The following is a 25,296-nucleotide window of genomic DNA, read 5'->3' on the forward strand; positions in this document are numbered from 1 at the left end:
GGAGTCCTTACAAAACTTCAGGAGCCAAGGACACGATCTTCATGAACTTTTCAGTACGCAGTTCACGGGTCACCGGCCCAAAGATGCGGGTGCCAATAGGCTCCAGCTTGGCATTCAGCAGCACAGCCGCATTGCCATCAAATTTCACCAAAGAGCCATCACTACGACGGATACCCTTGGCAGTGCGAACAACCACAGCACTGTAGACATCGCCCTTCTTGACGCGCCCACGCGGAGCAGCCTCTTTGATGCTCACTTTGATAATGTCGCCAACACTGGCGTAGCGACGCTTGGATCCGCCCAGCACCTTAATGCACAGAACGGACTTCGCGCCGGTGTTGTCGGCGACTTCGAGTCGAGATTCGGTTTGGATCATTTGTTTATTCCCAACTTGCACCAGAAACCTGAGCTTGCACAACGCAAACCGCTTTCCAGTCAGTCTTGGGCCCGTTGCACTCGGCGTGAACCACTCACACCGTCAGCTTTGGGCAGACACTTCATACTTTTTCAAGCGAAGCCACGTATTATGCATTAAAAAGAGAAGCCGGTCAAAACTTTTTTGAGATTTGCAACGAACGGTGTTGGAACAAGCTGCCAGAACATCTATTCGCTTCACGTGTGCTGTTGGTTTCTGCAAGTCGCCAAGGCTGTGGGCATAGTCAAGTCGCTTCCAGAGACAGCGGTGCTGGACAGGCAAGCATCAGGCCTCCAAACTACCTCTGAGGGCGCCATCCCTACGGCCACACCATTCGCCACACCTGTTGGATCAGTAACTCTACACAGATCAGCTTTGGCGACAACGTGTTACCAACCGGGCAAGTGGGACAGGCCAGGCCTTTCACTGGATGACCGACCCAAAAGATATCGATTTTTTTACCTCTTGCCAGCCTCGTCACAGAAGGGAATGTGTAAGCCCAATTGATTAGACTTGTTGTTTTCCACAATCAAGCAGCGGTCCTGTCACCGCCTATATTTATGAGCGAGCGCATTGCATTTATCGGCGGCGGCAACATGGCCAGCGCCATCATCGGCGGACTGATCAAACAGGGCGTTTCACCACAGCACATCGACGTGGTGGAGCCATCAGAGGGAGCACGTCAGCAACTCAGCAGCAGTTTTGGCATCACTGCCCAGGCACAAGCCAACCCAAGCCTGGCCACAGCCTCCCTCGTGGTGTGGGCGATCAAACCCCAGGCGTTCAAGGACGCCGCCGTGGCTGCCGGTCCGTTCACCGGCAGCGCCTTGCATCTGAGCGTGGCCGCTGGCATCCCCACGGACAGCATGGCCGCCTGGCTCGGCACCCAGCGTGTGGTGCGCGCCATGCCCAATACCCCCGCGCTGATCGGCAAAGGCATCAGCGGCTTGTTTGCCCGCGCGGGCGCCAGCGCCGAAGACCGCGCACAGGTGGAACGGGTGATGGCAAGCACAGGTGAGTTTCTCTGGCTGGATACCGAAGACAAACTCGACGTGGTCACCGCCCTGTCCGGCTCCGGTCCGGCCTATGTGTTCTATTTCATGGAAGCCATGACCATGGCTGGCACCGAAATGGGGCTGAGCCGGGAACAGGCCGAGCACCTGGCAGTCGCCACGTTTGCTGGCGCCAGCGATCTGGCCCAAACCTCGGCAGACAGCCCTCAGGTGCTGCGCCAACGCGTCACCTCCAAAGGTGGCACCACGTTTGCCGCCATCTCCAGCATGGAAGACAACGACGTGCGCGCCTTGTTCATCGATGCCATGTACGCCGCCCGCGAACGCGCCAAAAAGCTGGGCGCCGAATTCGGCGTCGCATAAAACGAGGCCCGTACTGACTAGGCGCCCGGAATCTCAGCGCCTCGGCCGCCGAAGGACTCCGGCAAGCACAAGCTGTTTGTGGCTGAAACAGCTTGCGTTGCCATCACCCCCTGCGCTGCCGACGCACCAGCCGTTTGAGGCTCACCCCAGCAGCACAATCAGCCAGATGGCCGCCATATTGAGCAGGCTGACCAACTGGGCGGCGCTGCCCAGGTCCTTGGCGCGCTTGGCCATCGGGTGAACTTTGAGCGAGGTGTGATCCACCGCGGCTTCGATGGCCGAATTGATGAGTTCCACCACGATGCTGAACACATGGGCAAACACAATCAGGACCCGGTCATGGGCTGACAGGGGCAGCCAGGCCATCAGCACCAAGCCGACCAGCGCCAACAGGCACACCTGCCGAAAGGCGGCTTCATCGGCCCATGCAGCCTGGAGGCCTTGGAGAGAGTAGGTCGCGGCATTCACGATCCGGCTCAAGCCCGTTTTGCCCTTGAACGGGCTCTTTTCACTGTCTGACATAGACACTCCAGAAGCTTGTGATGTGGTTTTGAATCAGGCCAACAACTTGGACCTGAACCGCCAGGTGAGACCCGGCGAGGTGGGGAGCATGCGGCGTCATGACACGGCGTAGCCAGCCGCAATACCAGCAAACACCGCAAACCCCAGCCAATGGTTGAGCTGAAAAGCCTTGAAACAACCCTCACGGCTGCGGTGGCGAATCAGGCTGTAATGCCAGGCGACTTGCACCAGGGCCACACCCATTGCCACCAAATAAATAGCACCAAGCCCTTTATTCATAAGGGCTAGATGCCAAATTCCAATGAATAGCAGGTAAAACAGCAGCACCGCTGGCACATCCAGGCGGCCCAGGGTGATGGCCGAGGTTTTGATGCCAATCTTCAGGTCATCGTCGCGGTCGACCATGGCGTACTCGGTGTCATAGGCGAGCACCCAGAACGAGTTTCCCAGCATCAACCACCAGGCCAGCGGCGGCACCGCACCCTGCACTGCGGCAAAGGCCATCGGAATGCCCATGCTGAACGCCAGCCCCAGCACGGCCTGTGGCATCGACACCCAACGCTTGGCAAAGGGGTAGATCAGCGTCACCGCCAGCGCCGCAAATGACAGCAGCACCGTGATGGGATTGGTGGTCAACACCAGAGCAAACGACAGCAGCGCCAGCACCGCCCCCACGCCCAGTGCCTCTTTGACCGAGAGCACCCCGCTGGTCACCGGGCGCTGCGCGGTGCGTTTGACGTGGCGGTCAAACTCGCGGTCGGCCACGTCGTTGACACAACAACCCGCGCTGCGCATCAGCACCGTGCCCAGCACAAACACAGCCAGCAAGTGCCAGCCCGGAAAACCGCCCGCCGCCACCCACAAGGCCCCCAGTGTGGGCCACAGCAGCAGCAGCCAGCCAGCCGGTCGGCTCCAGCGGATCAGATCCAGATACAAGCCCAATTTCTTCTGCCAGACACTCACGCTGCGCACCTCACAAACCCACTTGCCGCAAATCCAGACGGCCACCCAATACCGGCGGACACCAGAACTGGGCACCACTGATCGGGCACGACATGGCAAACAAGGCATCCACCAGACCATCGTCCAGCCCGGCCATGCGCCGCATCTGAACCTCAAACGCATCAAACGAGCGGCCAAACGCCACAAACACCAGTCCGGCCTGCTCACCCTGCACCCAGGGCATGGAGCGACGCAACACGAAAGCCTCGGGTGTGAAACTCTCTTGCGCCGTGCGTTTGACGTGGGCAGATTCGGGGGCGTCATCCAGCTCCTCACTGTCGCTACGACGGCGGCCCACCGTGTGGTCTTGCTGCTCGGGGCTCATCGCCTCAAACACATCCAGGTTGTGCCGCCATTGCTGCACCACCATGAAACTACTGCCATCGAGCCCGGGTCCGGCGCCCTGCACCAGCGCCGCCACTTCTGCAGCGTCGTCCACCGGGTTTTCCAGGCCGTCTTCGTAACCCGTCACATCCAAACCATGGCCCTGCGGACCCCGCCCGTGACGGAAGGCTTCGATCACCTGATCCAACACCAAGGCCGGCGCCAGAGCCTGCTGCAGACGGCGGGTCAGGTGCATCAGGTCGCCTAGGTCGTCACCACGCAGCCAGCAACACAGGGCGCTGGGTGTGGCTGGCACAACCACCCCCGGGCCGGACAAAGCGGTGAACCCACGCAACCCCGGCACCTCGGCCCCCAACAACTGCACCAGCTCCGGCCCCAGTCCGACCAGCACCTGCGTACCGTCGACCTGCGCGGCCAGCCGGGTCAGGGCACTGCGTACCACATCGACCGACACCGGCGCCACCGAAAAAAACACATACCGCCCCAGCTTGGGAACCTCCGCCAGCACTGCGGTTTGACACTCGACCATGAACTCCACTCCAGATTGATTCAATATTGATAGCTATTTGCTCAGGAAAGACGGCGCACACCGGGCAATTCGCAGGCATAAATCGCGTTGCGCAGCGCGGCAATCGCTTCGTAGCGGGTGAAGCTGCGCCGCCAGGCCAGCACCACCCGGCGGGTGGGCGGGTCACCGGCAAAGGGCAGGTATTTAATGAACGGCTCCTCATCGCGTTTGCGTTTGGAGCTTGGCTCTAGCGCCTCCTTGGGAACACTCAAGCGTGGCACCAGGGTGACGCCCATGCCAGCGGCCACCATGTGTTTGATGGTTTCCAGCGACGAACCCTCAAAACTTTTGCGGATGCCCTCGGCATTGGCCGAAAAACGCGCGAACTCGGGGCAGACTTCGAGCACATGGTCACGGAAACAATGGCCCGCGCCCAGCAGCAGCATGGTCTCGCTCTTGAGCTGCTCACTGGTCACCGAGTCCTGACTGGCCAGCGGGTGGTGGGTGGGCACCGCCGCCATGAAAGGCTCGTCGTACAGCGGCGCCAGAGCCAGCCCGGCGTCGGGAAAGGGCTCGGCCAGGATGGCGCAGTCAATTTCACCGGTGCGCAGCATCTCCAGCAGCTTGACGGTGAAGTTCTCCTGCAGCATCAGCGGCATCTCGGGCGTGTGCTCGATCACCTGGCGCACCAGCGCAGGCAACAAATAGGGGCTGATGGTGTAGATCACACCTAGGGTCAGCGCACCGGCCAGCGGGTTTTTGCCACGTTTGGCGATCTCCTTGATCGCGGCGGCCTGCTCCAGCACACTTTGCGCCTGGCGCACGATCGCCTCACCGAGTGCGGTGACCGACACCTCATTGGCGCTGCGCTCAAACAGCTTCACATCCAGTTCTTCTTCGAGCTTCTTCACCGCCACCGACAGGGTCGGCTGCGACACATAACAGGCTTCGGCGGCCTTGCCAAAATGGCGTTCACGCGCCACCGCCACGATGTACTTGAGTTCGGTCAGAGTCATGGGGCTATTGTCTTATCAGAACGGTCGCTTGGTTTTGGGCTGGATCAACAGGCAGGGCGGCCCGCACTCAGGCCTTCAGAAACTCGGCCTTGCCACCGAGCCAGCGCAACACATGCTGCTGGGCCAGTGCCGGGTGCTGGTCCAGCATCAGGGGTGCCAGCTCGCGCGCCCAGGCCAGCAGGCCCGCGTCGGCCACCACATCGGCAAAACGCAGCAGCGCCGCACCCGACTGGCGCGCACCCATGAATTCGCCGGGGCCGCGGATCTCGAGGTCACGCCGGGCGATCTCGAAGCCATCGTTGCTCTCGGCCATGGCACGCAGCCGCTCACGCGCGGTTTCACTCAGGCGCGGTGCATCGCCGGTGGAATACAGCAGCACACAGGCCGAGGCCGCCGCGCCACGCCCAACCCGGCCACGCAGTTGGTGCAATTGGCTCAGGCCAAAACGCTCGGCGTGTTCGATCACCATCAGGCTGGCGTTGGGCACATCCACCCCGACCTCGATCACCGTGGTGCTGACCAGCACACCCATCTGGCCACCGGTGAACAGGCTCATCACCGCCCGCTTCTCGGCCACCGGCATGCGCGAATGCAGCAGGCCCACCATCACCCCGGGCAGCGCGGCGCTGAGCTGGGCGTGGGTTTCGGTAGCGTTGCGCAGGTCCAGCGCCTCACTCTCTTCGATCAGCGGGCAGACCCAATAAATCTGCCGCCCCTCGGCAATCTGACCCCGGATGCGTGCCACCACCTCGTCACGGCGGGCGTCGTTGACCACCTTGGTGATGATTGGTGTGCGCCCGGGCGGTAGCTCGTCAATGGTAGACACGTCCAGATCAGCGTAATAACTCATGGCCAGCGTGCGCGGAATCGGCGTAGCCGTCATCATCAAAAGATGCGGTTCCAGCGCGTCAACCAGCTTGCCACGCAGAGCCAGTCGCTGCGCCACACCAAAGCGATGCTGTTCGTCGATGATGGCCAGCGCCAGCCGATGGAATTGCACCTTGTCCTGGATGATCGCGTGGGTGCCCACCACCAGCTGCGCTTGGCCACTGGCAATCAGCGCCAGCATCTCGCGCCGCTCTTTGGCCTTCTGGCTGCCGGTGAGCCAGGCCACGATGATGCCCAGCGGATGCAGCCAGCCGACCAGTTTGGCAAAGTGTTGTGTCGCCAGAATTTCGGTGGGCGCCATCAGCGCACACTGCCAACCGGCGTCGATACACACCGCGGCCGCCAATGCCGCCACCACGGTTTTGCCGGAACCCACGTCACCTTGCAACAGGCGGTGCATGGGCACGGTCTGGTGCAGGTCGTGGGTGATTTCTTCGCAGACGCGGCGCTGGGCGCCGGTCAGCGCAAACGGCAAGGTCGCCAGCAGGCGCTCATACAGCGGCTGGCGCGCGGGGTGGCCGCTGCCGTCACCCTGTGGGAGCGGTGACAAAGTAAGCGCATCGTCCGTTGTCAGCGCGGGTGCGCGCAAGACCGCGCGCTCGCGTTTGGCCTGCAATTGCGAGAGCTGCTGCGCCAGCAACTCCTCGGCCTTGAGCCTCTGCCAAGCCGGGTGGCTGTGGTCCTGCAAGGTGGCCAAGGTCACGTCCGGCGTCGGGTGATGCAAAAAAGAGAGCGATTGGCGCATATTCCACTTGGGCTGCAGGCCAATTTGGCTTAAATGCACCGAGGGAATGGTGTCGACCAACTCAGCACGCGCCAGCCCGGCGTCCACGGCGCGGCGCAGGTAGGCCTGGGGCAAACCGGCCACCGTCGGGTACACCGGGGTCAACGCGGTGGCCAGTGGCCCACCGGCAGGTTTAAAAGTCGGATGCATCATCGTCAACCCGGCAAAACCACCGCGGATTTCACCCCGCACCCGGATCTGGTTGCCCACCGCCAGGGCCTTCTGCTGCGAGGGGTAAAAGGTGAAAAAGCGCAGCAGGCAGGTGCCGGTGCCGTCGTCCAACGTCACCAGCAGCTGGCGGCTGCCGGTGATCCGGACCTCGCAGTGGCGCACCGTGCCCTCGACCTGGGCCAGCTCACCCTCGCGTACATCCCGCAGTTTGACCAGGCGGGTCTCATCCTCGTAACGCAGCGGCAGATGCAGTGCCAGGTCGATCGGCCGGTCCAGGCCCAGCTTGCGCAGGGCTTTCTGCGGGCCGCTCAGCGGCTTGGTGGGCGGCGCGGCGGCAGAGGTGGCGGACGGCTTGGGCATGTGCCGATTTTGCCCGTGCTTCGGGTCACGAGGGCCAAACACCTTGCCACGGCGCTCAGGCTCGGTGCCGCCAGATAGCGCCCCAGCTCAGGCAGACAAGACCCGAGCTGTTTTGGGCCGCCCGAGGCGGCTGAGTTTTTGCTCCACCAGATGGTAAAAAGCCGCACCCGCCAGGTTACAGGCCAGCCAGGCCACCAGCACACCCGCCGTCTGCACCCAGACATCGTCCGAGCCATACCGTGTGAACCAGGCGTTGACCACCAGCGCCACCGGGAAATTCAGCAAAAACACCGAGTAGGAAATCTGGCCCAGGTAGGCCAGCACCGGGCTGCGTGGCCAGCTGTAGAGCCAGCCCTTGCGCAAGGACCAGGCCAGCACCAGTGCCACCGTGAGCGCCACAGCAATGCGGGCGCGAAAGTCGAACACCAGCGCCAGCAGCGTCAACAGCACCAGCGCCCACATGCGCCAGCGCCGCGCCCGCCCCGAGGGCAGTTGACTGAACCAGTACGCCAAAGCCCCCAGACCATAGGCGCCAAAAAAGTACAGCGCCCAGTTGTCCCAGCCGGCATCGCGGTTGAAATAAAACAGGGACGCCAACCCCAGCCCCCACACCAGCGCCCGCGCCAGGCGGCGGCGGCGTGTGGACGGTGTGTCGGGCCAGCGCCGGGCGGCCCAGAGCAGCAGCAGCAGCAAGGCAAACAGCTGGAAATCAATCGCCACATACCAGACCCCGGCCGAGAGTGCATCCACGTCCAGCACACTCTGCAGCAGCAGGACATGGCTGACAAACTGCCAGAGTGTGGGCGGGTCGGGCAAGGAGTCGTGCTGCATCCATTGGCCGGCCAGTTGGGTGCAGGCGATGGCCACCAGCAGCGCTGCGATGTAGGGCAAGGCCACCCGCACATAACGCTGCCACAGCTGGGTCAAGGGCTTGGCGGTGACCAGCACCGCCTCGGGCGCCAGGCTGCGTGCCGCCAGAAAACCGGCAATCACGAGAAACACCTGCACCGCCATACGAGCGTCCTGGCTGAACCAGGCCACCAGATCGGGGGCCAGCAGGTAGGCACCATCCGATAGCGGACCATAAAAGGCCAGGTGATGCAGGACGATCAACTGTGAGGCAACCGCTTTGAACGCATCCACCAAGGGCAGACGTTGCCGCTGCGCCGGGCAGACGGTGGTCAGGGATGAAGACATGGGATAAATGAGAGGCTGCTTGCGATGGGTGCTTCAGGCCGGTGCAGCGTGGCCGACCTGGACCACACTGAGCCCGGAACCACCAAAGGCGACAGCGCGCACACCACAACAACACACTGGCAGCACGTCTTCTGACCCGCGATCTGCCCGAGCTGGGCAAGCACCTTCACAAAAGGGTCTATTTTACTTGATGGCCAACCTGGCCTGAACCAGGATGCCGCCACGCATGGCGTCCCCCTTAGCCTTGAGCGGCTGGGTGCCTCTTGCGACGCTGTTCACGTGGACAGAGGGGGCGACACATCCGCGGCAGCGGACAAGCCCAGCGGCAAAATGGCCTTGATGGTGGTCCCATGGCCAGGGGCAGAGTTGAGTTCCAGCCGCCCTTGCAGCGCATGCATGCGCTGGCGCATGCCCGACAAACCATGGCTCGCGTTTTTGGTTTGTCCGGCGTCAAAACCGACACCATCGTCGCTCACCACCACCTCTATATGGTTCCTGTAGTTTTTGACCAGCACCTGCACCCGCGTGGCATGAGCGTGTTTGGCAATGTTGGTGAAAGCCTCTTGCACCAGACGGTACACCCCCAGTTGTTGCCCGTCGTCCAACTCAAGCGCATCCACACTGGTCTCCACCGTCAACTGCGTGTTGGCTCTGAACTCCTGCACCAAAATCTCAAGCGCAGCGGGCAAGCCCAGGTTGGACAGGGAGGAGGGGCGCAAATCTTCGATAATTTTTCGCTTGATCGCGATGCCAGCATTGAGCGTGTTTGTCAGGTGACTCAGTCGCTCGTGCAGGTCGGGTGGTTCGGCTGGCAACCTGGATTTGACACGCGCCACATCAAACTTGGCTGCCGTGAGCAAGGAGCCCAACTCGTCATGTAGTTCCCGGGCCAAACGCTCGCGCTCGCGTTCCTGCACATTGATCAAATGGTTGGCAAGCCGCTCCAGCTCAGCGGTGCGCAGTGCCACCAAACCTTCCAGTTTGGCTTTTTCGTGCAGCAGATCTTGGGCGCGCTTTTGCGAGGCCTCATGCAATTTGGTCGAGCCACGCAAATACAAGCCAAATGCCAGCAAACAAAATAGCGCCGAGATCAAAAAACTCAGACGCGAGGCCTGCAAGCTCTGCTGGAGCTTGGTGGTTTGCCGCGTCAAATCTTGAGAAGCCGACTTCAGCAACGCATCCGAAGCTGCACGCACGGCGTTCATGTACTGCCGCCCAAGGCCGGTTTCCATCACAGTCTGCCAGGGTTCGTGTTCAGCACCTGACTGGCGCAGCTGGATCGTGAGCTCCAGTTCTGCCAGTTTGCGCGAAATCGCGCGCGACAACACACTGAACTCAGATGTCATCCGGCCATTGCTCACAACCAGCGCCCGCAAGCTGTTGAGCGACGCCTCGACCTCGGTCACGGCTTGGGTATAGGGCTGCAGATAACTTGGGTCGCCAGTGAGCATATAACCCCGTTGCCCGGTTTCGGCATCCAGCAACAGGCGCTGTACATCGTAGATTCTGGTCTGTCGCTCAGCAACAAGCGCGTTGTTGTGAGAAGCTTCGCTGGCGGCATAGAAGTTGAGTTCACTCGCGATGATCAACAACACAGCGACCATCACCGCCAAGCCAAGAATCACGGCTTGCCGGGACAACAACTTGCGGACCCTTCTGATCCAAGCATGTTGGCGGACCCTGTCAATCACACTGAACCAGTTCCCGTATGTACGCATCATTCGCCTCATTGCCAGCCCTGATGCACATTGCGCTTGACCGCAGGGCGCCACGGGTCTGAGCTGCGCCGCCATCATAATGGGCCACCTACCGCATCATGACAAACATCAAAATTGCCATCATCGACGACCATGCCTTGGTGCGCAGCGGTCTGCGAGGCTTCTTCACGGACCAGCCCGACATCGAGGTCGTCGCTGAAGCCGGTGATGGAGCCCAAGCGCTGGAGGTGGTGCGTCAACACCAACTGGACGTCCTGATCCTGGACATTTCCATGCCCAAACAATCGGGCATGGACGTGTTGGCCAGGATCCAAGCCCACGCGCCCGACTTGGGCATCCTGATCTTGAGCGGTTACCCCGAGGAGCACTACGCCGTGTCCTTGTTACGCCGTGGCATCAGCGGTTATCTCAACAAACAATGCGAACCCGAAGACGTCTTGGCGGCGGTACGTCGTATTGCGGGTGGCAACCGCTACATCACGCCCCAGATTGCAGACCTGTTGGCAGGCCAACTGAACCGGCCAAACGACGCTGCAGCGCACGAGCAACTGTCCGCGCGCGAGCTGCAGGTGTTGTTGCGCCTGGCCAAAGGTGAAACCGTGGGTGATATTGCCCAGTCCTTGTGCCTGAGCGCCAAAACCGTCAGCACCTACCGCACCCGCATCCTGGAGAAAATGGGGCTGTCCTCGAACAGTGACTTGACCTACTACGCCCTGAAAAACGGGCTGCTAGATTGAGGGCTGCTCAGGGCAGCTTCACATCCAGCCCCACTTGGCGGCAGTAGTCGATCAAGGCATCGACGTCTTGCGACTTGTCAAACACACGATCCGCCCCCAAACGCAAAGCCTGCGACCGCATCTCAGATGTGGCGTAGTTGGACAACACCAGCACCCGTTGTTTGGGTGAGCGGCCAGCGCAGGCACTGAGCACTGGCAAACCTGATCCGCGTTTGAGAAAAATATCCACGATGGCCACATCCCATCCGTCTGGGTGCTCGCGTAACCACGCCATGGCCTCGGTTTGTTGCTCTGCCATGCCCACCAAGCACGCATCCGCAAGCTCCGTCAGCATGTCTATCAAACTGACACGGATCGTCAAGCTGTCCTCAACGAGAAAAATGCGCAAGCTCACAAAAAACGACCTCTCGTTTGACAAAGCCACCGGCCAACGGGCTGGTGTGTGGCACGCAGGATATCGGAAAACCTGCCTGAAAGCTGTAGGACAAGACCGCAACTTGTGCGGATGTGGTCGTTGCAAGAAGGGGCCAGGCCAGTCACTTTGTAGGACAAGGCCCACAACGCTTGGCGGTGCTTGCTGATAGCCGGCAGACATGTCGGTGGGCATCATCCAAACCGACACAAACCACCAGGAGAGCACGATGCAGATCCCCTCACGCCCCACTGGCGATCCACGGCAAAACCACTTCTTGGCTGCGTTGCCCGAGTCGGTGTGGACTCGCTGGCGTACCCAACTCGAGTTCATTGACCTTCCTCTGGACAAGTCCTTGCACACCTCTGGCGCCACCCCGGCTTATGTGTACTTTCCGACCACCGCCATCGTGTCCTTGCTGTACATCACACGAGACGGCGCATCCACCGAAATTGGTGCGGTGGGCAACGACGGTGTCATTGGCATCGATGCGCTGATGGGCGCAAGCACCCTCGCCAGCGAGGCGGTGGTACAAAGTGCCGGGAGCGGCTACCGTCTGAACGCACATGCGGTGCGACACGAGCTGTCACAAGGCGGCCCAGCCTTGCCCTTGCTACTGCGTTACGCCCATGCCCAGGTGGCACAAATGGCGCAAATGGCGGTGTGCAACCACTTCCATTCGGTCGAGCAAAAGTTCTGCCGACGCCTGCTGATTGGGCTGGACCGCTCACCTCAACGCGAGCTGTCCATGACCCATGAACAGTTCTCCAACCTGCTGGGGGTGCGGCGTGAAAGCATCACCGCTGCGGCCCACAGACTGCAGCTCAGTGGCGTGATCCGTTACCGCCGCGGTCACGTCACGGTACTGGATAGGCAGCGGCTGGAGCGTGGGGCCTGCGAGTGTTATGCCGCAGCCAAGAAACAATACCAAAGCACGATGCCTCTGTCCTTGCCACTGGCAGCATAAATCAGCGGCGCGGGCCGCCACAGCCCGCGCTGTCATCAGATCCGTCCTTAACGTGCAGCGGTCGCACGTTCGGCCAGGAAGATCTCGATACGGCGGTTTTTGGCACGGCCCGCCTCGGTGTTGTTGTCCGCAATCGGTTCACGCGAACCGCGGCCATCGATCTGGATGCGACGTGCATCCACACCACGCGAGGCCAGGTACTCCCGTGCGCTGACAGCGCGGTTGACTGACAGCGGGTTGTTGATGCCATCCGAGCCGGTGCTGTCGGTGTGACCAATGATGCGGATTTCGGTGTTGTGCTGACTGGACAGACCCTGTGCAAACTGGTCCAGGATAGGCTGCAGATTGGACTTGATGTTGGCGCGCCCAGTGTCAAACGAGATATCACTCGGGATGTTGAGTTTGAGCTGGTTGTCGTCCGTTTGAGTCACTGCTACACCGGTACCGGCGGTGGCCTGCTCCATGGCGGCTTTTTTCTTCGCCATCTGGTTCGACCAGATGTATCCACCCAAAGCGCCCAGGCCGGCACCAATGGCTGCAGACTTTTTGCTGTCACCAACGGCGGCGCCTGCCAACACGCCAACACCGGCGCCAATGGCCGTGCCGCGCTGTGTATCAGACATGTTGGCGCAACCGCTGGCCAGCAAAGCCAGGGCGCACAGACCGGTGGTGGCCAGACGGGCAGAAGATGTGAATGGGGTCATGGTGAGTCCTTGTGAGTTCCAAAACAAAACTTATATCACCCACAGGTGGCAACTTGCCGTGCGCCAGCGCACACAGCACCCGCAGTCCCCCATGTATCGACTGCGCCGAGCCTCGAGGCAGCAGGCCTGCGAGAATAGCGGGTTGATCCACTTGGCACGGGGCCTGTCCGCCCCTCAAGCACCATGAATACATCCCCCCCAAGCGCCCCGCGCAGCTTCACCCTCAGTGACTTTGACTTCCAGCTGCCGCCCGAGCTGATTGCCCAGCACCCGGCGCCCGAGCGCAGCGGCTCGCGCCTGCTGGACGGCCGCAGCGCCAGCCCGGTAGACCGAGTCTTCAGAGATTTGCCCGCGTTGCTGCAACCCGGCGACCTGATGGTCTTCAATGACACCCAGGTCATGAACGCCCGACTGTTTGGTGAAAAACCCACCGGCGGTAAGCTCGAACTGCTGGTGGAGCGGGTCTTGGGTGGCAACCAGGTGGCAGCACACATGCGCGTCAGCAAAAAGCCCGAGGTTGGCACCACCGTGGCCCTGGTGAGTGCACCCGGCAGCCAGGACCACCTGAGCGCCACCCTGCTGGGCCGCTGGCCCGATGAACAAGGTGCGCTGTTTCGCTTTGTGCTGTCCAACGACGCGGGTGACGACCCCTACACCCTGATGAGCCGCCATGGCCATGTGCCCTTGCCGCCCTACATCACCCATACCGACTCGGAAGAGGACGCCCGGCGTTACCAAACCGTGTTCGCTAAAAACCCGGGGGCGGTGGCCGCACCCACCGCAGCCCTGCATTTTGACGAGGCCTTGCTGGCGCAGATTGACGCGCTGGGGGTGCAACGTGCGCATGTCACGCTGCATGTGGGCGCCGGTACGTTTCAACCGGTCAAGACCGAAAACCTGTCCGAACACCAGATGCACTGCGAGTGGTACGAGGTGCCTGCGGCCACCCAGCAGGCGATTGCCGATTGCCGGGCCCGTGGCGGGCGCATCGTGGCCGTGGGCACCACCACCGTGCGCACGCTGGAGTCCTGGGCGCAATCGGGCACCAGCACCGGCGACACCCGCATCTTCATCACCCCCGGTTTTGATTTCAAGCTGGTCGACGCGTTAATCACCAACTTTCACCTGCCCAAGTCCAGCCTGATGATGTTGGTGAGCGCCTTTGCGGGTTATGAACACATCATGGCGCTGTATGCCCACGCCATTACCAGCGGTTACCGGTTCTTCAGCTATGGTGATGCCATGTTGCTCATCAGAAGCGCTGACCAATCAACAGGGAATCCTATGGCTTTTTGAACCCCACTGAACGTGACAATGAACAGTTTTCAAAAACGCACTGCCATCCAGATCGCCAGCGTCAGCATTTTGCTGGCCTCTTTGGCCAGCCCTTTGGCCTGGTTCGTCGAGCGCAAAAACTCCGAGGAAAGTTTGGTGGCCCTGTCCATTGGACTGCTGCACCAATACCATGCGGTCGAACTGAGCGGCCCCAGCGCCACAAAACATGCCGCCGTGGCGGCCAAAGCCATTTCTGGTGGCATGTTTGACATCGCAGATATTTACAACGCGAAAGGGGCCAAACTGGCCAAATCGCTGACCAAAGAAGGCGAAGCCATTGAAACCGTGTTACCCAAACACGGCACACCAACCTACCGAGACTCGTCGTATGAAAGCCTGCGCTTGGCGGGTGACGTCTGGGTGCTGCGGGTGTTTGTGCCACTGCGCAACTCGGCCACCGACATGAGCCTGCCGATCACCGGTTACTTTGAAGGTGTGCGGGTTGTTCCCCAGTGGCAACGTGATCAGATCCTCGACAGCTCGTTGACGGTGGCGCTGATGGTCTGCTTGGCATCGCTGCTGTGTGGCGCGGTGGTATACCCGGTGGTGGTGCACCTCTCAAAGGACAACGAACGCAAGGCGCGCGAGGTGCAGGACTCCCAGATCTCGATGATGGAGGCACTGGGTCGGGCGATTGCCAAACGCGACTCCGACACCGGCGCGCACAACTACCGGGTGGCCTGGATTGCCGCCAACATCGCCGAAAAAATGGGAATCCAAGGGGATGCCATGCAGTCCCTGATCGCGGGCAGCTTTTTGCACGATGTGGGCAAGATCGGTATTCCGGATGCCATTTTGCTCAAACCCGGCAAACTCGACGATGCCGAGATGGCCATCATGCGCACCCACGTCAACCTGGGCAAGGAGATCGTCACCGGCATGGGCTGGCTGGACGGGGCCAACGCGGTGGTGGCCTCACACCACGAGAAGTGGAACGGCAGCGGTTACCCGCAGCAACTCGGTGGTGATGCCATTCCTCTTTCAGCGCGCATCTTTGCGGTGGCCGACGTGTTTGACGCGTTGTGCTCCAAACGCCCCTACAAGGAACCCATGGGGTTCGATGCGGCCATGGCAATTCTTGACAAAGACACCGGTAGCCATTTCGACCCGGCCGTAATGGCCGTCTTCAAACCCATGGCGCGCAGCATTTTTGATCGTCTGACCGACAGCTCGGAAGCATATGCCCACCAGTTGCTCCAGGAACGCGTGCGCCAGCATTTTGAGCATTGATGCGCCACCCATTCACCCTCGCAACCCGACAATGCTTGCGTTTTCACCCTTTCTGTGACTCCGAATACCCATCACATGTTGACATTTGACCTGCTCCATACCGACCCCGCCAATGCTGAAACTGGCTACGCGGGCTCCCACGCGCGCCGTGGCACCCTGACCCTGAACCACGGCGTGGTGCAAACCCCGATCTTCATGCCCGTCGGTACCTACGGCACCGTCAAGGGGGTGATGCCGTCCAGCCTGGAAGACATGGGCGCGCAAATCATCCTGGGCAACACCTTCCACCTGTGGATGCGCCCGGGCCAAGACGTGATGAGCAGTTTTGGCGGGCTGCACGGTTTTGAGCGCTGGAACAAACCGATCCTGACCGACTCGGGCGGTTTCCAGGTCTGGAGCCTGGGCGCCATGCGCAAAATCACCGAACAAGGTGTGCACTTTTCCAGCCCGGTCAACGGCGACAAACTCTTCATGTCGCCCGAAGTGTCGATGCAGATCCAGACCACGCTGAACTCCGACATCGTGATGCAGCTCGACGAATGCACGCCCTATCTGTCGGTCGAACCCAAAACCAAGGGCCAGATCACCACTGAGCGCGAAGCCCGCACCAGCATGGAAATGAGCCTGCGCTGGGCCAAACGCAGCCAGGACGAATTCGCCCGGCTGGAGAACCCGAACGCCTTGTTTGGCATTGTGCAGGGCGGCATGTTCGAGCACCTGCGCCAGGAGTCACTGGAAGCCCTGGTTGCCATGAACTTCCCCGGTTATGCCGTGGGTGGGGTGAGCGTCGGCGAGCCGAAAGACGAGATGTTGCGCATCATGGCGCACAGCCCACACCGCCTGCCTGCCAACAAGCCGCGTTACCTGATGGGTGTTGGCACACCTGAAGACTTGGTGGAAGGTGTGGCGCAAGGCGTGGACATGTTTGACTGCGTCATGCCGACCCGCAACGCGCGCAACGGCACCCTGTTCACGCGTTTTGGTGACCTGAAAATCCGCAACGCCCGCCACAAGACCGACCACGGCCCGCTGGACGCCACCTGCAGCTGCTACGCCTGCAAAGGGCAAACCCGGCCCGACGGCACAGTGAGCGGCGGTTTCAGCCGCGCCTACCTGCACCACCTGGACCGCTGCGCCGAGATGCTCAGCCCAATGCTGTCGAGCATCCACAACCTGCACTACTACCTGAACCTCATGGCTGAGATCCGGGCGGCGCTGGACACCGGCACTTTTGGCACCTTCCGCGCCCAGTTCAAGGCAGACCGGGCGCGCGGGGTGTGAGTTGCCCCTTGCAAATCAGGCAGGTCGCACCATCCTTTGCCAGGAGCAACAGCCATCACATTGCGGCTGCGATCAAGAATGAGATAGCAGCAGACCCTTATTACATAAGGGCTTAGAAGCAATTCTTTCAATGGGTGATTCAGCCAGCTGTTGATCCAATGACAAGCATCCAGCGCCCTCCTCAACGGTTACCAGACCCTGTGCTCGTGCGTCTGCTCAAAGCACTGCTCAGCAGCCTGCTGGCGCTGCTGATTCTGTTTGAGGAGTGGGGTTGGGAGCCGCTGCAGCGGACGCTGGCCTGGGTCGGGCGGCTACCGGGCTTGCGCTGGTTGGAGCGGCGCATCGCCGCGCTGCCACCCTACGCGGCACTGGCGCTGTTTCTGCTGCCCACCCTGATGCTGCTGCCGGTGAAACTGCTGGCGCTGTGGACGATCAGCCGGGGCCAACTGTTGCTGGGCACCCTGGTGATCCTGGGCGCCAAAGTGCTGGGCACCGCCATCGTGGCGCGGCTGTTCACCCTGACCCAGCCTGCGCTGATGCAACTGCCCTGGTTTGCCCGCGCCTTCACGCGCTGGACGATCTGGAAAAACACGCTGCTGGCGCGGGTGCGCGCAAGCGGGCTATGGCGGCTATGGCGGCTGGGGCGGGTGATCAAACGCCACGTCCAGCGGCGCTGGCACCGGCTTTTTTCTTAACGGTGGTTGCAGGAAGCTTCAAAAAACGGCGCAAATGCAATGGGATCGCTTGTGACCCCGGGGACAAGAAGAGACAAAAAAACCGCTTTGGCTTTGGCCAGAGCGGTTTTAGAGACTTCTTGATGTCACACTAACATGATCAGTTGGTGCGGCTGGCGGGGGTCTTCGTCCCGCAAACTTGTACCTATGTAAATCAAATACTTACAGCGGCATCCGCCACCTCTGCGTCCGGGCGTGTGTCCGGTCACATTGGCAGGAATCGTAGCAGATTACTCCGCTATCTTTACAGTTTAGTATTCGAGGCGGCGATGTTTTGCCTCAAAAAGCCGAAGGCCCCCTCAATCTGGGTTCGCGGCGAAAACGCCCCCATTGGCAGGCCTCGGGGTATCACCCCATCAGCCACCCCAGTTTTTAAAGCCCTTATAAATCAAGTACTTACACTCCGTGTGGGTGCATGATGTGGGTGCAAAGATCAAAGCCTCAAGAAGTGATTCTTGGGGCTTTTTCTTTTGTCAAATTACTCGTTTGATAACGACCACGGTGAAATTGAAAGCATGCGATATCCCATTTGCCGGCTCAGAGTCAAGTGGAGGGCCACATCAATGGTTGCATCGCTCAAAATCTGCGGATCGCTAGATTGACGGAAGTAGGCGGAGTTGTCCTAGTAACAGATGTCTCTGGACGTGATGCAGAAGCGAACCGCAAAGGATGAATGGCGGTTTGCTTTTTTTGGCAACTAGAATGCCCAAGAACATTTCCCGAGAGATACCGATGGAACAACATATTGACCTGTTCAATTTTGCCGACGACGACGCGGATGAGTTGGATAAACAAGAACGCTCTGACTTTTTTGCGCAGGCAGTCTTGTACGGCACAGATTGGACTGTCAAAACGATCCTTCAGCAAATTCAAGATGGGAACATTGACTTATCGCCTGATTTTCAACGGCGAGATGCTTGGTCATCCAAGAATAAAAATCGCTTTATTGAGTCCGTGGCACTTCAGATACCGATTCCTCAAATCGTTCTTGCCGAGAAGAAGGATCAGCGAGGTTCGTACATTGTTCTGGATGGGAAGCAGCGATTATTAACGCTGGCGCAATTTGCAGCCGACCTAGAACCCAGCCATCCTGTGCTTGCCCTTTCTAAAGAGGCTCCCCCTTTGCGGCTAAGTGGACTAAAAATCCTAGATCAGCTGAACGGAAAATCGTACTCAGATATGAACAATTCGGATGAATTTCTGAGAATTAAGAGGCAGTTTGATAACCATACCATCCGTAGTGCATTGATACGGAATTGGCCCAATGAAGATTATCTTTACGAAGTATTTATTCGACTAAATACTGGGAGTGCAAAGCTGTCGCCACAAGAGTTGCGCCAAGCGATGAAGCCTGGGGAGTTCACCCAATTCCTGAGTGTAAGGTCTTCTCAGAGTTCAATCATTCAAAGCATTCTAAATATTGATGGTCCTGATTTTCGCATGCGCGATGTTGATATTTTGTTGAGAATGATTGCTTACTCATATCGATTTCTAGAATATCGAGGCAATCTTAAAGAGTTTCTTGATAACACGCATGACAATTTAAACTCTAATTGGAGTACTCACGAGTCAACAATAAGTCATCTGGTGGATGCCATTGAAGATGCACTGCGCTTTCTATCTGACAACCTAGGCTCGCCTGTAAAGGTCGGACGGAGAGTCAAAAGCGGTGAACTTGAAACGGCAGTCAATAGAGCACTTTTGGACGTTCAATTGGCGTGCGTTCTTTCCCCGGTGAATAGAAAAATCTTTGTTGACAACAATTTGAAAATAGCCGATGTGACGTATGAACTATGCATGAATAACGCCGAGTTCGTTGAGGCTATCGCATCAACAACCAAATCTTTGGATGCAGTTCGAAAAAGATATGCAATCTGGAAACGATCAGTAGAAGCGCGTGTTGGGAAAATTGAGATGGTAGGAAGTCTGTAATGCCCTCTCAATCGCAGCATTTCCAGAATTTGGTTGCGGCTTTTAACACACTTACATCCACTTATATTTCAACGGGTAGTTCGTCGGTTATCCCTAGTCCTAAGGAGCAAGAGCTAACGAGAGCATTTGTCGCTTTGATGCATGCGGAGATCGAGTTCTATTTCGAATCGATATGTATTGACATTACTACGTTAGCCAAGTCGGAGTTTAAGGCTGGTCGGATAAGTATCGCAACACTCGGGTTGATTACATTTTCTGGATTACCAACTCTCACCGCTGGAGACCTGTTGGTTTCCACTAAAAAAGATCATGCACGGAAGGTTGAGGAGCGATTCTGCAAAGGAGTAGCCTTACTTGAGAAGTTAATTGAAGGCAATCATGGCATCCGTCAAAAATACTTGGCTCCGCTCTTTATTCCCTTAGGGTTAACACAAGAAGACATCGATCCAAATTGGATAGTGAGCATAGACACATTTTCCGGCAAGCGAGGTGCATTCGTGCACAAGTCAATGTTTCATGTAGAGGCAGAGTCGAAGAACATAAATCCCCATGACGAAAAGGAACTGGTTTCAAGGTTAGTTTTTGATGACCCGACTCTCAAGTTACCAGGCGTGATTTCTTCGATAGAGAGCTTTGATGCTTGGGCTGTTGCTCAAGGAGCGGTTTCGACCTCGGTTTTCAGAAACAAGCGGCACGGCAGTCTACTGAGGCGCATTTCGTGGCGACTGATAAACCTCGTTAGTCGCTGGGAATATTACCTTCCAAGCCGTTGACGCCAATATCTCCGGCCCGTCTTGAATGTCCTTGGAGATGCTCCACGACACAGTTTTTTTGATCAGCCCTATAGATGAGCAGTGGTGTGACAAGGATTGTTTATATTGAGATAGTTTTGTCACCAATATTCGCAAGCCCCCTCGACCCAGAGTCGCGGCGACTGTTCCCCCCTCTACCCGGGTCGCTTCACCACCCGCCAGCCATCCTCAGGCCATTTCCGAGTGCCCCCTGCGTTTTCTCTTGGGCTTCACCTCTGGCTCCTCGCACATTCCCGGCCAGCTCCCCAACAGGCCACAAGCGGGGCACCATGCGGTGATGCTGGGACACACGATCACCTTCTCCTGGTGGATGTCAGCCGCGAGGGCGTTAGCAACGGTCTGAGCATCAGGCACTGCCAGCCCCACAGCATGGCAGCGGGGGCACACCTCAGTGGCTAAGGTTTGGGCAGGATTGAAGTCATCAGCAAACACACGGAACCCCCTCAGTGCCACCCAGCGGGCACCGTCAAGCCATCCTACCGCAGCGCCAGCATGGGCTCACAAGTTGTACCTTTTGAGCCTATCTCGTTCGCTGTGAAAATATAGGCTCATAAGTTATTGACTTTGTTGTTGAGCTAGGCTCATAATGCAAACACAACATATGACCCTAGGATGAGCCATGACCAGCAGCCCCCGCATTGCTTACTACCGTGTATCGACCACCGACCAGTCGATTGAGTCCCAACGCTCTGCCATGGGCGGTGGCTTTGCCATGGAATTCAAGGATGAAGGCGTGAGTGGAGCGGTGCAAGCAGCCAAACGTCCGGGCTTTGCTGCCATGCTTCACGGGCTCACCAAGGGGGCGACGGTGTGTGTTTATGCCGTTGACCGTTTGGGCCGGGATGCCATCGACGTTCAGGCGACGGTGCGCCAGCTCCTTGATATGGGTGTCTCTGTGCATGTCCATGGCCTGGGTCTCATTGCCAAGGGTGCGGGGGAGTTGATCCTTGCGGTTCTCGCTCAGGTGGCCGATATGGAGCGCCACCGGATCAACGAGCGCACGGCAGCGGGACGGCAGGCGGCAAAGGAATCGCTGGCACTGACCGGACTCACCCACAAAGGCAAGACCAGCCTGGGACGACCCACAAAAAGCGACGCCAAAACAGTAGCTGCGTGGCGGAAAGCGTCTGGAGCGAGCCTGAGCGAGACGGCGGAGAAGTTCGCCCTGTCCTTGGCGACGGTCAAGCGGTACTGCCGGGAGGGCACCGCCGTGGCTGCGTCAGCATAGTTTTACTCGTTTTTCGGATGTATACTCACTATACGAGTAACAACCCAGGAAATGAGTATGAGCAGCTTTCTCCGCCAACGTCGATCCGCAATGCGACTTTCCCAGGGGGACCTTGCGGAGTCGCTCGGGGTTTCCCAGCAGACAGTTGCACGGTGGGAGACCTCCGGTCAGGTTCCCGCTAAGTACATCAAAGACCTTGCGGTCCTCTTGGGTGCGCGTGCCGAGGACTTCCTACCGCGAGGTGAGGAAAGTCCAGGTCGGAAGTCTGCGGTCGGGCCTGTTCAGAAGCAGCACAGCGGGGACGAGGATGACGATGCCACGCTTCCCTTTGGCGATGTCCAACTTCATTTCAGCGACCGCGATGGCCCATGTGTACACAGCTATCCCGTCACCTGGGGAACGCTCAACGACATCCAGGAACAACTTGGGGATGTCGGTATGGGGTTCCTTCGAACGGCTCCCTGGATTCGGTTCGAAACATTGAACAACAAGTGGGTTGCGGTAAACACCCAAGTGCTCGACCGAGTGACGTTCGCAGATGACGATGTCGAGGCGATGACATCCTTCGAGCATGAGGAGGTGTACAAGGCCGCACGGGAGCTTTGGCCAGATATGCCAACCGAGGAGGAGATGCGGCAAGAGGACTATCCGTACTCCACGCGGCTAATTGAGCGCGTACAGAAGGTCATCGCAGCGTTCTCGACCGAGGCCTGGATTGAGTTGGAAGGATTGACTGTTGACCTCACCTCCGGCGAACGGATATCGGGACTGGTGAACGCGGAAGTCGCTACGTCGCTCGATGCAATGTTTGGGTCGCGGATGGATGAAGACCTTGAGCCCAATCGATTCCTTCAATTGACCTTTCGGGACAACGGAGTCTTCGAGCATGTGCGACTGGGTGCGGTTCGACGCATTGAGGCATCGCTCCTAGCGTTCAACGACGCTTTCGAGCTAGACATCGCCGACCACTGATCGACATCCCCGGCCCATCATCTTTTTCGTGCCTGTCCCGGTGAGGGGACGGGTACAAATCCTCATACCTATGCCCATGCAATGTCGTGCCCCTGGCTGCCTAGCCGCAACCTATGGTTACTCCACTTACTGCCAGAACCATAAACAGAAGCTGCGCCGCCACGGTGCACCTACTCAGGACGGTATCACCGTCCACGAGTTACGCCCTTACGTCACTCTGGTCGAAACACGAAAGGCCAAGAACCCAACCAGCGAGGCGTGGGCCATTCTCGTAGCCCGTTGGGATGTCGTTCAGGACAACGCTCGGGCCACCCTCCAGCGTTTTGCAGAGGGCCGTGCAGGTAACCGGGTGGAACGTCTCGCTGCCCATCATCTCGTCAAGGTGGGTCAATCAGTCGAGCCCTGGGTTGTCATCAAGACCGCGCTCGGGCTGTTCATTCTTCAGGAGCAGCAACCGGCGCGATTCACCAATGATGCGGCCTTTGACTTCCAGTTGGTGCGCCGTGTGCGTGGCCTTACGGATTCCAACGCTGGGGCCTACTGGGACCACAACGAGCAAAGGAGCAAGCGGGTCTACCGTGACATTCCTCCCCGCGTCATCCAGGCGATGGCACACCCACTCAAGGCAGCCTTCGGGACTGCGGGGCTGATGCTGGCCGCGAAGGAGCGCCAAGACATTGCCAAGGCATCCGATGAGCGCCGACGGCTCACCACCGCTTTGGAGGTCCTGCAATGAGTCGCATGAGCAAGAAGAATCCACTGGACGCCTTCGAGGACCTTGTACTGCGTCACTCGTCCGGCAAGCCGCAACCGGCGTCCGTGCCAACGCATTTGCAAGCCCACACAATCAAGCGCCGACCCGAAGTGTTCCAACACCGTCGCCCTTCCAAAAGTGCTTCCGAGGGCCACATTCGGGAACTCGCTGTTGCCGCAAAGGCACAAGATTTGGACCCGCTTACTGTCTGGTGGGATGGCAGGACCTGGACGCTCATTGATGGTCACCACCGTGCCATGGCCTATCTCAAGGCGGGCAAGGGAATGAGCGCAATCCCCGTTGAGGTATTCGATGGGACTCCAGCGGACGCTCTGGCAAGGGCCGCGAGGGCGAACACCAAGGTCAAGCTGATGATGTCGGTGTCGGAGAAGTCCACCGCCGCGTGGCGCATTGTGGTGCTGGTGCCCAACATGAGCAAGAGCGCACAGGCAGTCGCCGCAGGGGTATCGGAGCGCCTCGTTGCCTCCATGCGCACCGCGAAGGGCACCCTCGTACGACAAGGCTACTCCCCCTCGGAACTTGCTGAGATGACTTGGGAGAACGCCCGTCGCACCACCAAAGGCGAGGATACCGATGACTGGTCACCCGAGGAAGAAGAAAAGCGGATTGAGCAGATGGCATTGGCCTTGAGGAAAGCATTGGGGGCAACCGCCGAGCGCCAGCCGAACATCTTCTGGCAAGCCATTGAGGTCTACAGCCCCCAGCTGGCACGAGCCATTGCAGATGACCTCGCCCAGCGCCGTGAGGAGGACGCTGAGGATTTCGAAGTGGTCGAGAAGTAGCTCCGGCTGTGCATCCCTAGAAGGTGCAATTGCATAGGCTGAGCCGCTTGGCTAGGTGGTCCGCTTGGGCACCCTCACACCGAAATCCAGCCCTTTGAAAGCGCCGTAGAGATACGGCATATCTTCAGGGTCTTTCGTGGGGCTCGATATGTAGGACTCCTGAGCAATCGTTTTACCTGTCTCTCCGTGTCCAATGAATGGCTCCACCTTGACTCCCTGCCTATCGCCATTCGTAGCAAAGGTCTTGCGGAATACGTACATGCCTGTGACCTTTTCCGCCTTGGTCGCATCGTCGTAAAGCCCCGTCGCCCGCAGCAACTCGGTAAAGTCAGCGCCTGCCGCCATGTAGGGATTTCCCCCTTTAACGCGGAAGCTCGGGAACAGGCGATCAGCGCCAGCCGCCTTCATCCGCTCAAGGTACTCGGGGAACCCCAATCGGACAAGCTCGGGATGCAAAGGCACTAGGCGGGTGTCGCCGGTCTTGATCGACTTCGTGACGCCCTTGCCTGCTGGCTTGTTTTCGTTGAAATCCAAGTACCAGACCTCACCTTCTTTGCCCCAATCGCATTGGGGATTCAATTGGCATATCTCGCGGGGGCGTGCGCCCGTGTAGAGGCCAAGCACAGGGAGCCAGTAGCGGGCTTCTTGCGCCGGGTCTTGTGCGATGGCCTGAAACTCCGTGCCATTGAACAGCCGCACAAGCTCATGCGCTCTGAGGTGACGCTGTTTGTCCTGCACACCACGCCGATCACCCGTGTATGGATAGTCTGCACTTAGGTCGGGAAAGCCGCGCTTCTTCCGGTCCTTGTAACACTCACGCAGGAACTTCGCGAGCGTCGCCCGGTAGTTGTCCCGGTAGGTGCTCTCGGCGATGCCCTCCCCCTCTTCGTCCTCAAGTAGCTGGGCTAGGGTCTCCCCCTTTTGCTGATACCGCGTGCCCGCATCCCGTGGAAGCCTGCACACCATCACCAGAAACCGCTTGACGTGCTCCTGCTCCAGGTCCACCACCGGAAAGGCCGCCCCCACGTCCTCACGAAACATCTTCAGACAGAGTTCGATCTTGCGCCTGTATTGGTTCTGCGGCAGCGTGGCC

General features: G+C 59.1%; 23 protein-coding genes and 1 pseudogene. 13 read left to right on the forward strand and 11 right to left on the reverse strand.

Annotated elements, in window-relative coordinates; genetic code table 11:
- Positions 1-7 precede the first annotated feature (7 nt).
- Complete coding sequence (gene rplN / locus KKO72_RS06990) at positions 8-376, reverse strand: 50S ribosomal protein L14 (protein WP_075585457.1); 369 nt, start codon at positions 374-376, stop codon at positions 8-10.
- A gap of 599 nt (positions 377-975) precedes the next feature.
- On the opposite strand from rplN, the gene proC reads away from it, so the two are divergent.
- The gene (proC, locus tag KKO72_RS06995; RefSeq protein WP_214936781.1) at positions 976-1,791 is read left to right on the forward strand and encodes a pyrroline-5-carboxylate reductase; all 816 of its coding nucleotides are present in this window, start codon (positions 976-978) and stop codon (positions 1,789-1,791) included.
- Between the two features lie 141 nt (positions 1,792-1,932).
- Here the strand turns inward: proC and KKO72_RS07000 are convergent, their stop codons facing one another.
- The 7 genes from KKO72_RS07000 to KKO72_RS07030 all read right to left on the reverse strand — a co-directional run bounded on the left by KKO72_RS07000 (position 1,933) and on the right by KKO72_RS07030 (position 10,224).
- Positions 1,933-2,313, reverse strand: a complete 381-nt coding sequence (locus KKO72_RS07000) for a diacylglycerol kinase (protein WP_180125124.1) — start codon at positions 2,311-2,313, stop codon at positions 1,933-1,935.
- Between the two features lie 96 nt (positions 2,314-2,409).
- Positions 2,410-3,276 carry a 4-hydroxybenzoate octaprenyltransferase gene (gene ubiA / locus KKO72_RS07005; protein WP_371736834.1) on the reverse strand — a complete coding sequence of 289 codons (867 nt, stop codon included), beginning with the start codon at positions 3,274-3,276 and terminating at the stop codon, positions 2,410-2,412.
- A gap of 10 nt (positions 3,277-3,286) precedes the next feature.
- A complete protein-coding gene (locus KKO72_RS07010) occupies positions 3,287-4,189 on the reverse strand; it encodes a Dyp-type peroxidase (protein ID WP_214936785.1) in 903 nt (300 codons plus the stop codon).
- A 41-nt stretch (positions 4,190-4,230) separates the two neighbouring features.
- Complete coding sequence (locus KKO72_RS07015; RefSeq protein ID WP_214936787.1) at positions 4,231-5,184, reverse strand: LysR substrate-binding domain-containing protein; 954 nt, start codon at positions 5,182-5,184, stop codon at positions 4,231-4,233.
- Positions 5,185-5,251: 67 nt separating this feature from the next.
- Positions 5,252-7,387, reverse strand: coding sequence for an ATP-dependent DNA helicase RecG (gene recG / locus KKO72_RS07020; RefSeq protein WP_214936789.1), 2,136 nt, complete (start codon positions 7,385-7,387; stop codon positions 5,252-5,254).
- A gap of 87 nt (positions 7,388-7,474) precedes the next feature.
- A complete protein-coding gene (locus tag KKO72_RS07025) occupies positions 7,475-8,584 on the reverse strand; it encodes an acyltransferase (protein WP_214936791.1) in 1,110 nt (369 codons plus the stop codon).
- 275 nt (positions 8,585-8,859) lie between these two features.
- Positions 8,860-10,224, reverse strand: coding sequence for a CHASE3 domain-containing protein (locus KKO72_RS07030; protein ID WP_214936793.1), 1,365 nt, complete (start codon positions 10,222-10,224; stop codon positions 8,860-8,862).
- Positions 10,225-10,400: 176 nt separating this feature from the next.
- Here KKO72_RS07030 and KKO72_RS07035 point away from each other — a divergent pair, with 176 nt between their 5' ends.
- The gene (locus KKO72_RS07035) at positions 10,401-11,039 is read left to right on the forward strand and encodes a response regulator transcription factor (RefSeq protein WP_214936795.1); all 639 of its coding nucleotides are present in this window, start codon (positions 10,401-10,403) and stop codon (positions 11,037-11,039) included.
- Positions 11,040-11,046: 7 nt separating this feature from the next.
- Here the strand turns inward: KKO72_RS07035 and KKO72_RS07040 are convergent, their stop codons facing one another.
- Positions 11,047-11,463, reverse strand: coding sequence for a response regulator (locus KKO72_RS07040; RefSeq protein ID WP_371736835.1), 417 nt, complete (start codon positions 11,461-11,463; stop codon positions 11,047-11,049).
- 217 nt (positions 11,464-11,680) lie between these two features.
- Between KKO72_RS07040 and KKO72_RS07045 the strand changes: the two genes are divergently transcribed.
- Positions 11,681-12,418 (forward strand): Crp/Fnr family transcriptional regulator, encoded by a 738-nt coding sequence (locus tag KKO72_RS07045; RefSeq protein WP_214936799.1) that lies wholly within the window; start codon positions 11,681-11,683, stop codon positions 12,416-12,418.
- A 47-nt stretch (positions 12,419-12,465) separates the two neighbouring features.
- Here the strand turns inward: KKO72_RS07045 and KKO72_RS07050 are convergent, their stop codons facing one another.
- Positions 12,466-13,122 carry an OmpA family protein gene (locus KKO72_RS07050; RefSeq protein WP_214936801.1) on the reverse strand — a complete coding sequence of 219 codons (657 nt, stop codon included), beginning with the start codon at positions 13,120-13,122 and terminating at the stop codon, positions 12,466-12,468.
- Positions 13,123-13,305: 183 nt separating this feature from the next.
- Here KKO72_RS07050 and queA point away from each other — a divergent pair, with 183 nt between their 5' ends.
- The 10 genes from queA to KKO72_RS07100 all read left to right on the forward strand — a co-directional run bounded on the left by queA (position 13,306) and on the right by KKO72_RS07100 (position 24,203).
- Positions 13,306-14,418, forward strand: a complete 1,113-nt coding sequence (gene queA, locus KKO72_RS07055) for a tRNA preQ1(34) S-adenosylmethionine ribosyltransferase-isomerase QueA (RefSeq protein WP_214936802.1) — start codon at positions 13,306-13,308, stop codon at positions 14,416-14,418.
- 18 nt (positions 14,419-14,436) lie between these two features.
- Positions 14,437-15,687, forward strand: a complete 1,251-nt coding sequence (locus KKO72_RS07060) for an HD-GYP domain-containing protein (RefSeq protein WP_214936804.1) — start codon at positions 14,437-14,439, stop codon at positions 15,685-15,687.
- A gap of 75 nt (positions 15,688-15,762) precedes the next feature.
- The gene (tgt, locus tag KKO72_RS07065; RefSeq protein ID WP_214936806.1) at positions 15,763-16,968 is read left to right on the forward strand and encodes a tRNA guanosine(34) transglycosylase Tgt; all 1,206 of its coding nucleotides are present in this window, start codon (positions 15,763-15,765) and stop codon (positions 16,966-16,968) included.
- 206 nt (positions 16,969-17,174) lie between these two features.
- A complete protein-coding gene (locus KKO72_RS07070) occupies positions 17,175-17,663 on the forward strand; it encodes a hypothetical protein (RefSeq protein WP_371736836.1) in 489 nt (162 codons plus the stop codon).
- Positions 17,664-18,434: 771 nt separating this feature from the next.
- Entirely contained in the window at positions 18,435-19,634 is a 1,200-nt protein-coding gene (locus KKO72_RS07075; RefSeq protein ID WP_214936810.1) for a DUF262 domain-containing protein, read from the forward strand.
- The gene (locus KKO72_RS07080; protein ID WP_214936812.1) at positions 19,634-20,407 is read left to right on the forward strand and encodes a hypothetical protein; all 774 of its coding nucleotides are present in this window, start codon (positions 19,634-19,636) and stop codon (positions 20,405-20,407) included. Before KKO72_RS07075 ends, KKO72_RS07080 begins: the two co-directional genes overlap by 1 nt.
- 658 nt (positions 20,408-21,065) lie before the next feature.
- Positions 21,066-21,674 carry a recombinase family protein gene (locus KKO72_RS07085; protein WP_214936814.1) on the forward strand — a complete coding sequence of 203 codons (609 nt, stop codon included), beginning with the start codon at positions 21,066-21,068 and terminating at the stop codon, positions 21,672-21,674.
- 57 nt (positions 21,675-21,731) lie between these two features.
- Positions 21,732-22,646, forward strand: a complete 915-nt coding sequence (locus KKO72_RS07090) for a helix-turn-helix transcriptional regulator (RefSeq protein WP_214936816.1) — start codon at positions 21,732-21,734, stop codon at positions 22,644-22,646.
- Positions 22,647-22,722: 76 nt separating this feature from the next.
- On the forward strand, positions 22,723-23,382 hold the full coding sequence (locus KKO72_RS07095) for a hypothetical protein (RefSeq protein ID WP_214936818.1): 660 nt from the start codon (positions 22,723-22,725) through the stop codon (positions 23,380-23,382).
- 5 nt (positions 23,383-23,387) lie between these two features.
- Positions 23,388-24,203 carry a hypothetical protein gene (locus tag KKO72_RS07100; protein ID WP_214936820.1) on the forward strand — a complete coding sequence of 272 codons (816 nt, stop codon included), beginning with the start codon at positions 23,388-23,390 and terminating at the stop codon, positions 24,201-24,203.
- Between the two features lie 51 nt (positions 24,204-24,254).
- Here the strand turns inward: KKO72_RS07100 and KKO72_RS07105 are convergent.
- Positions 24,255-25,296: pseudogene (locus KKO72_RS07105) on the reverse strand (hypothetical protein); the annotation flags it as partial.

Source organism: Rhodoferax sp. U11-2br (assembly GCF_018619435.1).
GTDB lineage: Bacteria > Pseudomonadota > Gammaproteobacteria > Burkholderiales > Burkholderiaceae_C > Rhodoferax.

Coding starts and splice junctions, on each gene's coding strand:
- KKO72_RS07010 (WP_214936785.1), bottom strand. CDS start 4,189: ATGGTCGAGTGTCAAACCGCAGTGCTGGCGGAGGTTCCCAAGCTGGGG.
- KKO72_RS07075 (WP_214936810.1), top strand. CDS start 18,435: ATGGAACAACATATTGACCTGTTCAATTTTGCCGACGACGACGCGGAT.
- KKO72_RS07085 (WP_214936814.1), top strand. CDS start 21,066: ATGACCAGCAGCCCCCGCATTGCTTACTACCGTGTATCGACCACCGAC.
- KKO72_RS07080 (WP_214936812.1), top strand. CDS start 19,634: ATGCCCTCTCAATCGCAGCATTTCCAGAATTTGGTTGCGGCTTTTAAC.
- KKO72_RS07035 (WP_214936795.1), top strand. CDS start 10,401: ATGACAAACATCAAAATTGCCATCATCGACGACCATGCCTTGGTGCGC.
- queA (WP_214936802.1), top strand. CDS start 13,306: ATGAATACATCCCCCCCAAGCGCCCCGCGCAGCTTCACCCTCAGTGAC.
- KKO72_RS07015 (WP_214936787.1), bottom strand. CDS start 5,184: ATGACTCTGACCGAACTCAAGTACATCGTGGCGGTGGCGCGTGAACGC.
- proC (WP_214936781.1), top strand. CDS start 976: ATGAGCGAGCGCATTGCATTTATCGGCGGCGGCAACATGGCCAGCGCC.
- rplN (WP_075585457.1), bottom strand. CDS start 376: ATGATCCAAACCGAATCTCGACTCGAAGTCGCCGACAACACCGGCGCG.
- KKO72_RS07000 (WP_180125124.1), bottom strand. CDS start 2,313: ATGTCAGACAGTGAAAAGAGCCCGTTCAAGGGCAAAACGGGCTTGAGC.
- tgt (WP_214936806.1), top strand. CDS start 15,763: ATGTTGACATTTGACCTGCTCCATACCGACCCCGCCAATGCTGAAACT.
- recG (WP_214936789.1), bottom strand. CDS start 7,387: ATGCCCAAGCCGTCCGCCACCTCTGCCGCCGCGCCGCCCACCAAGCCG.
- KKO72_RS07060 (WP_214936804.1), top strand. CDS start 14,437: ATGAACAGTTTTCAAAAACGCACTGCCATCCAGATCGCCAGCGTCAGC.
- KKO72_RS07090 (WP_214936816.1), top strand. CDS start 21,732: ATGAGCAGCTTTCTCCGCCAACGTCGATCCGCAATGCGACTTTCCCAG.
- KKO72_RS07025 (WP_214936791.1), bottom strand. CDS start 8,584: ATGTCTTCATCCCTGACCACCGTCTGCCCGGCGCAGCGGCAACGTCTG.
- KKO72_RS07050 (WP_214936801.1), bottom strand. CDS start 13,122: ATGACCCCATTCACATCTTCTGCCCGTCTGGCCACCACCGGTCTGTGC.
- KKO72_RS07095 (WP_214936818.1), top strand. CDS start 22,723: ATGCAATGTCGTGCCCCTGGCTGCCTAGCCGCAACCTATGGTTACTCC.
- KKO72_RS07045 (WP_214936799.1), top strand. CDS start 11,681: ATGCAGATCCCCTCACGCCCCACTGGCGATCCACGGCAAAACCACTTC.
- KKO72_RS07100 (WP_214936820.1), top strand. CDS start 23,388: ATGAGCAAGAAGAATCCACTGGACGCCTTCGAGGACCTTGTACTGCGT.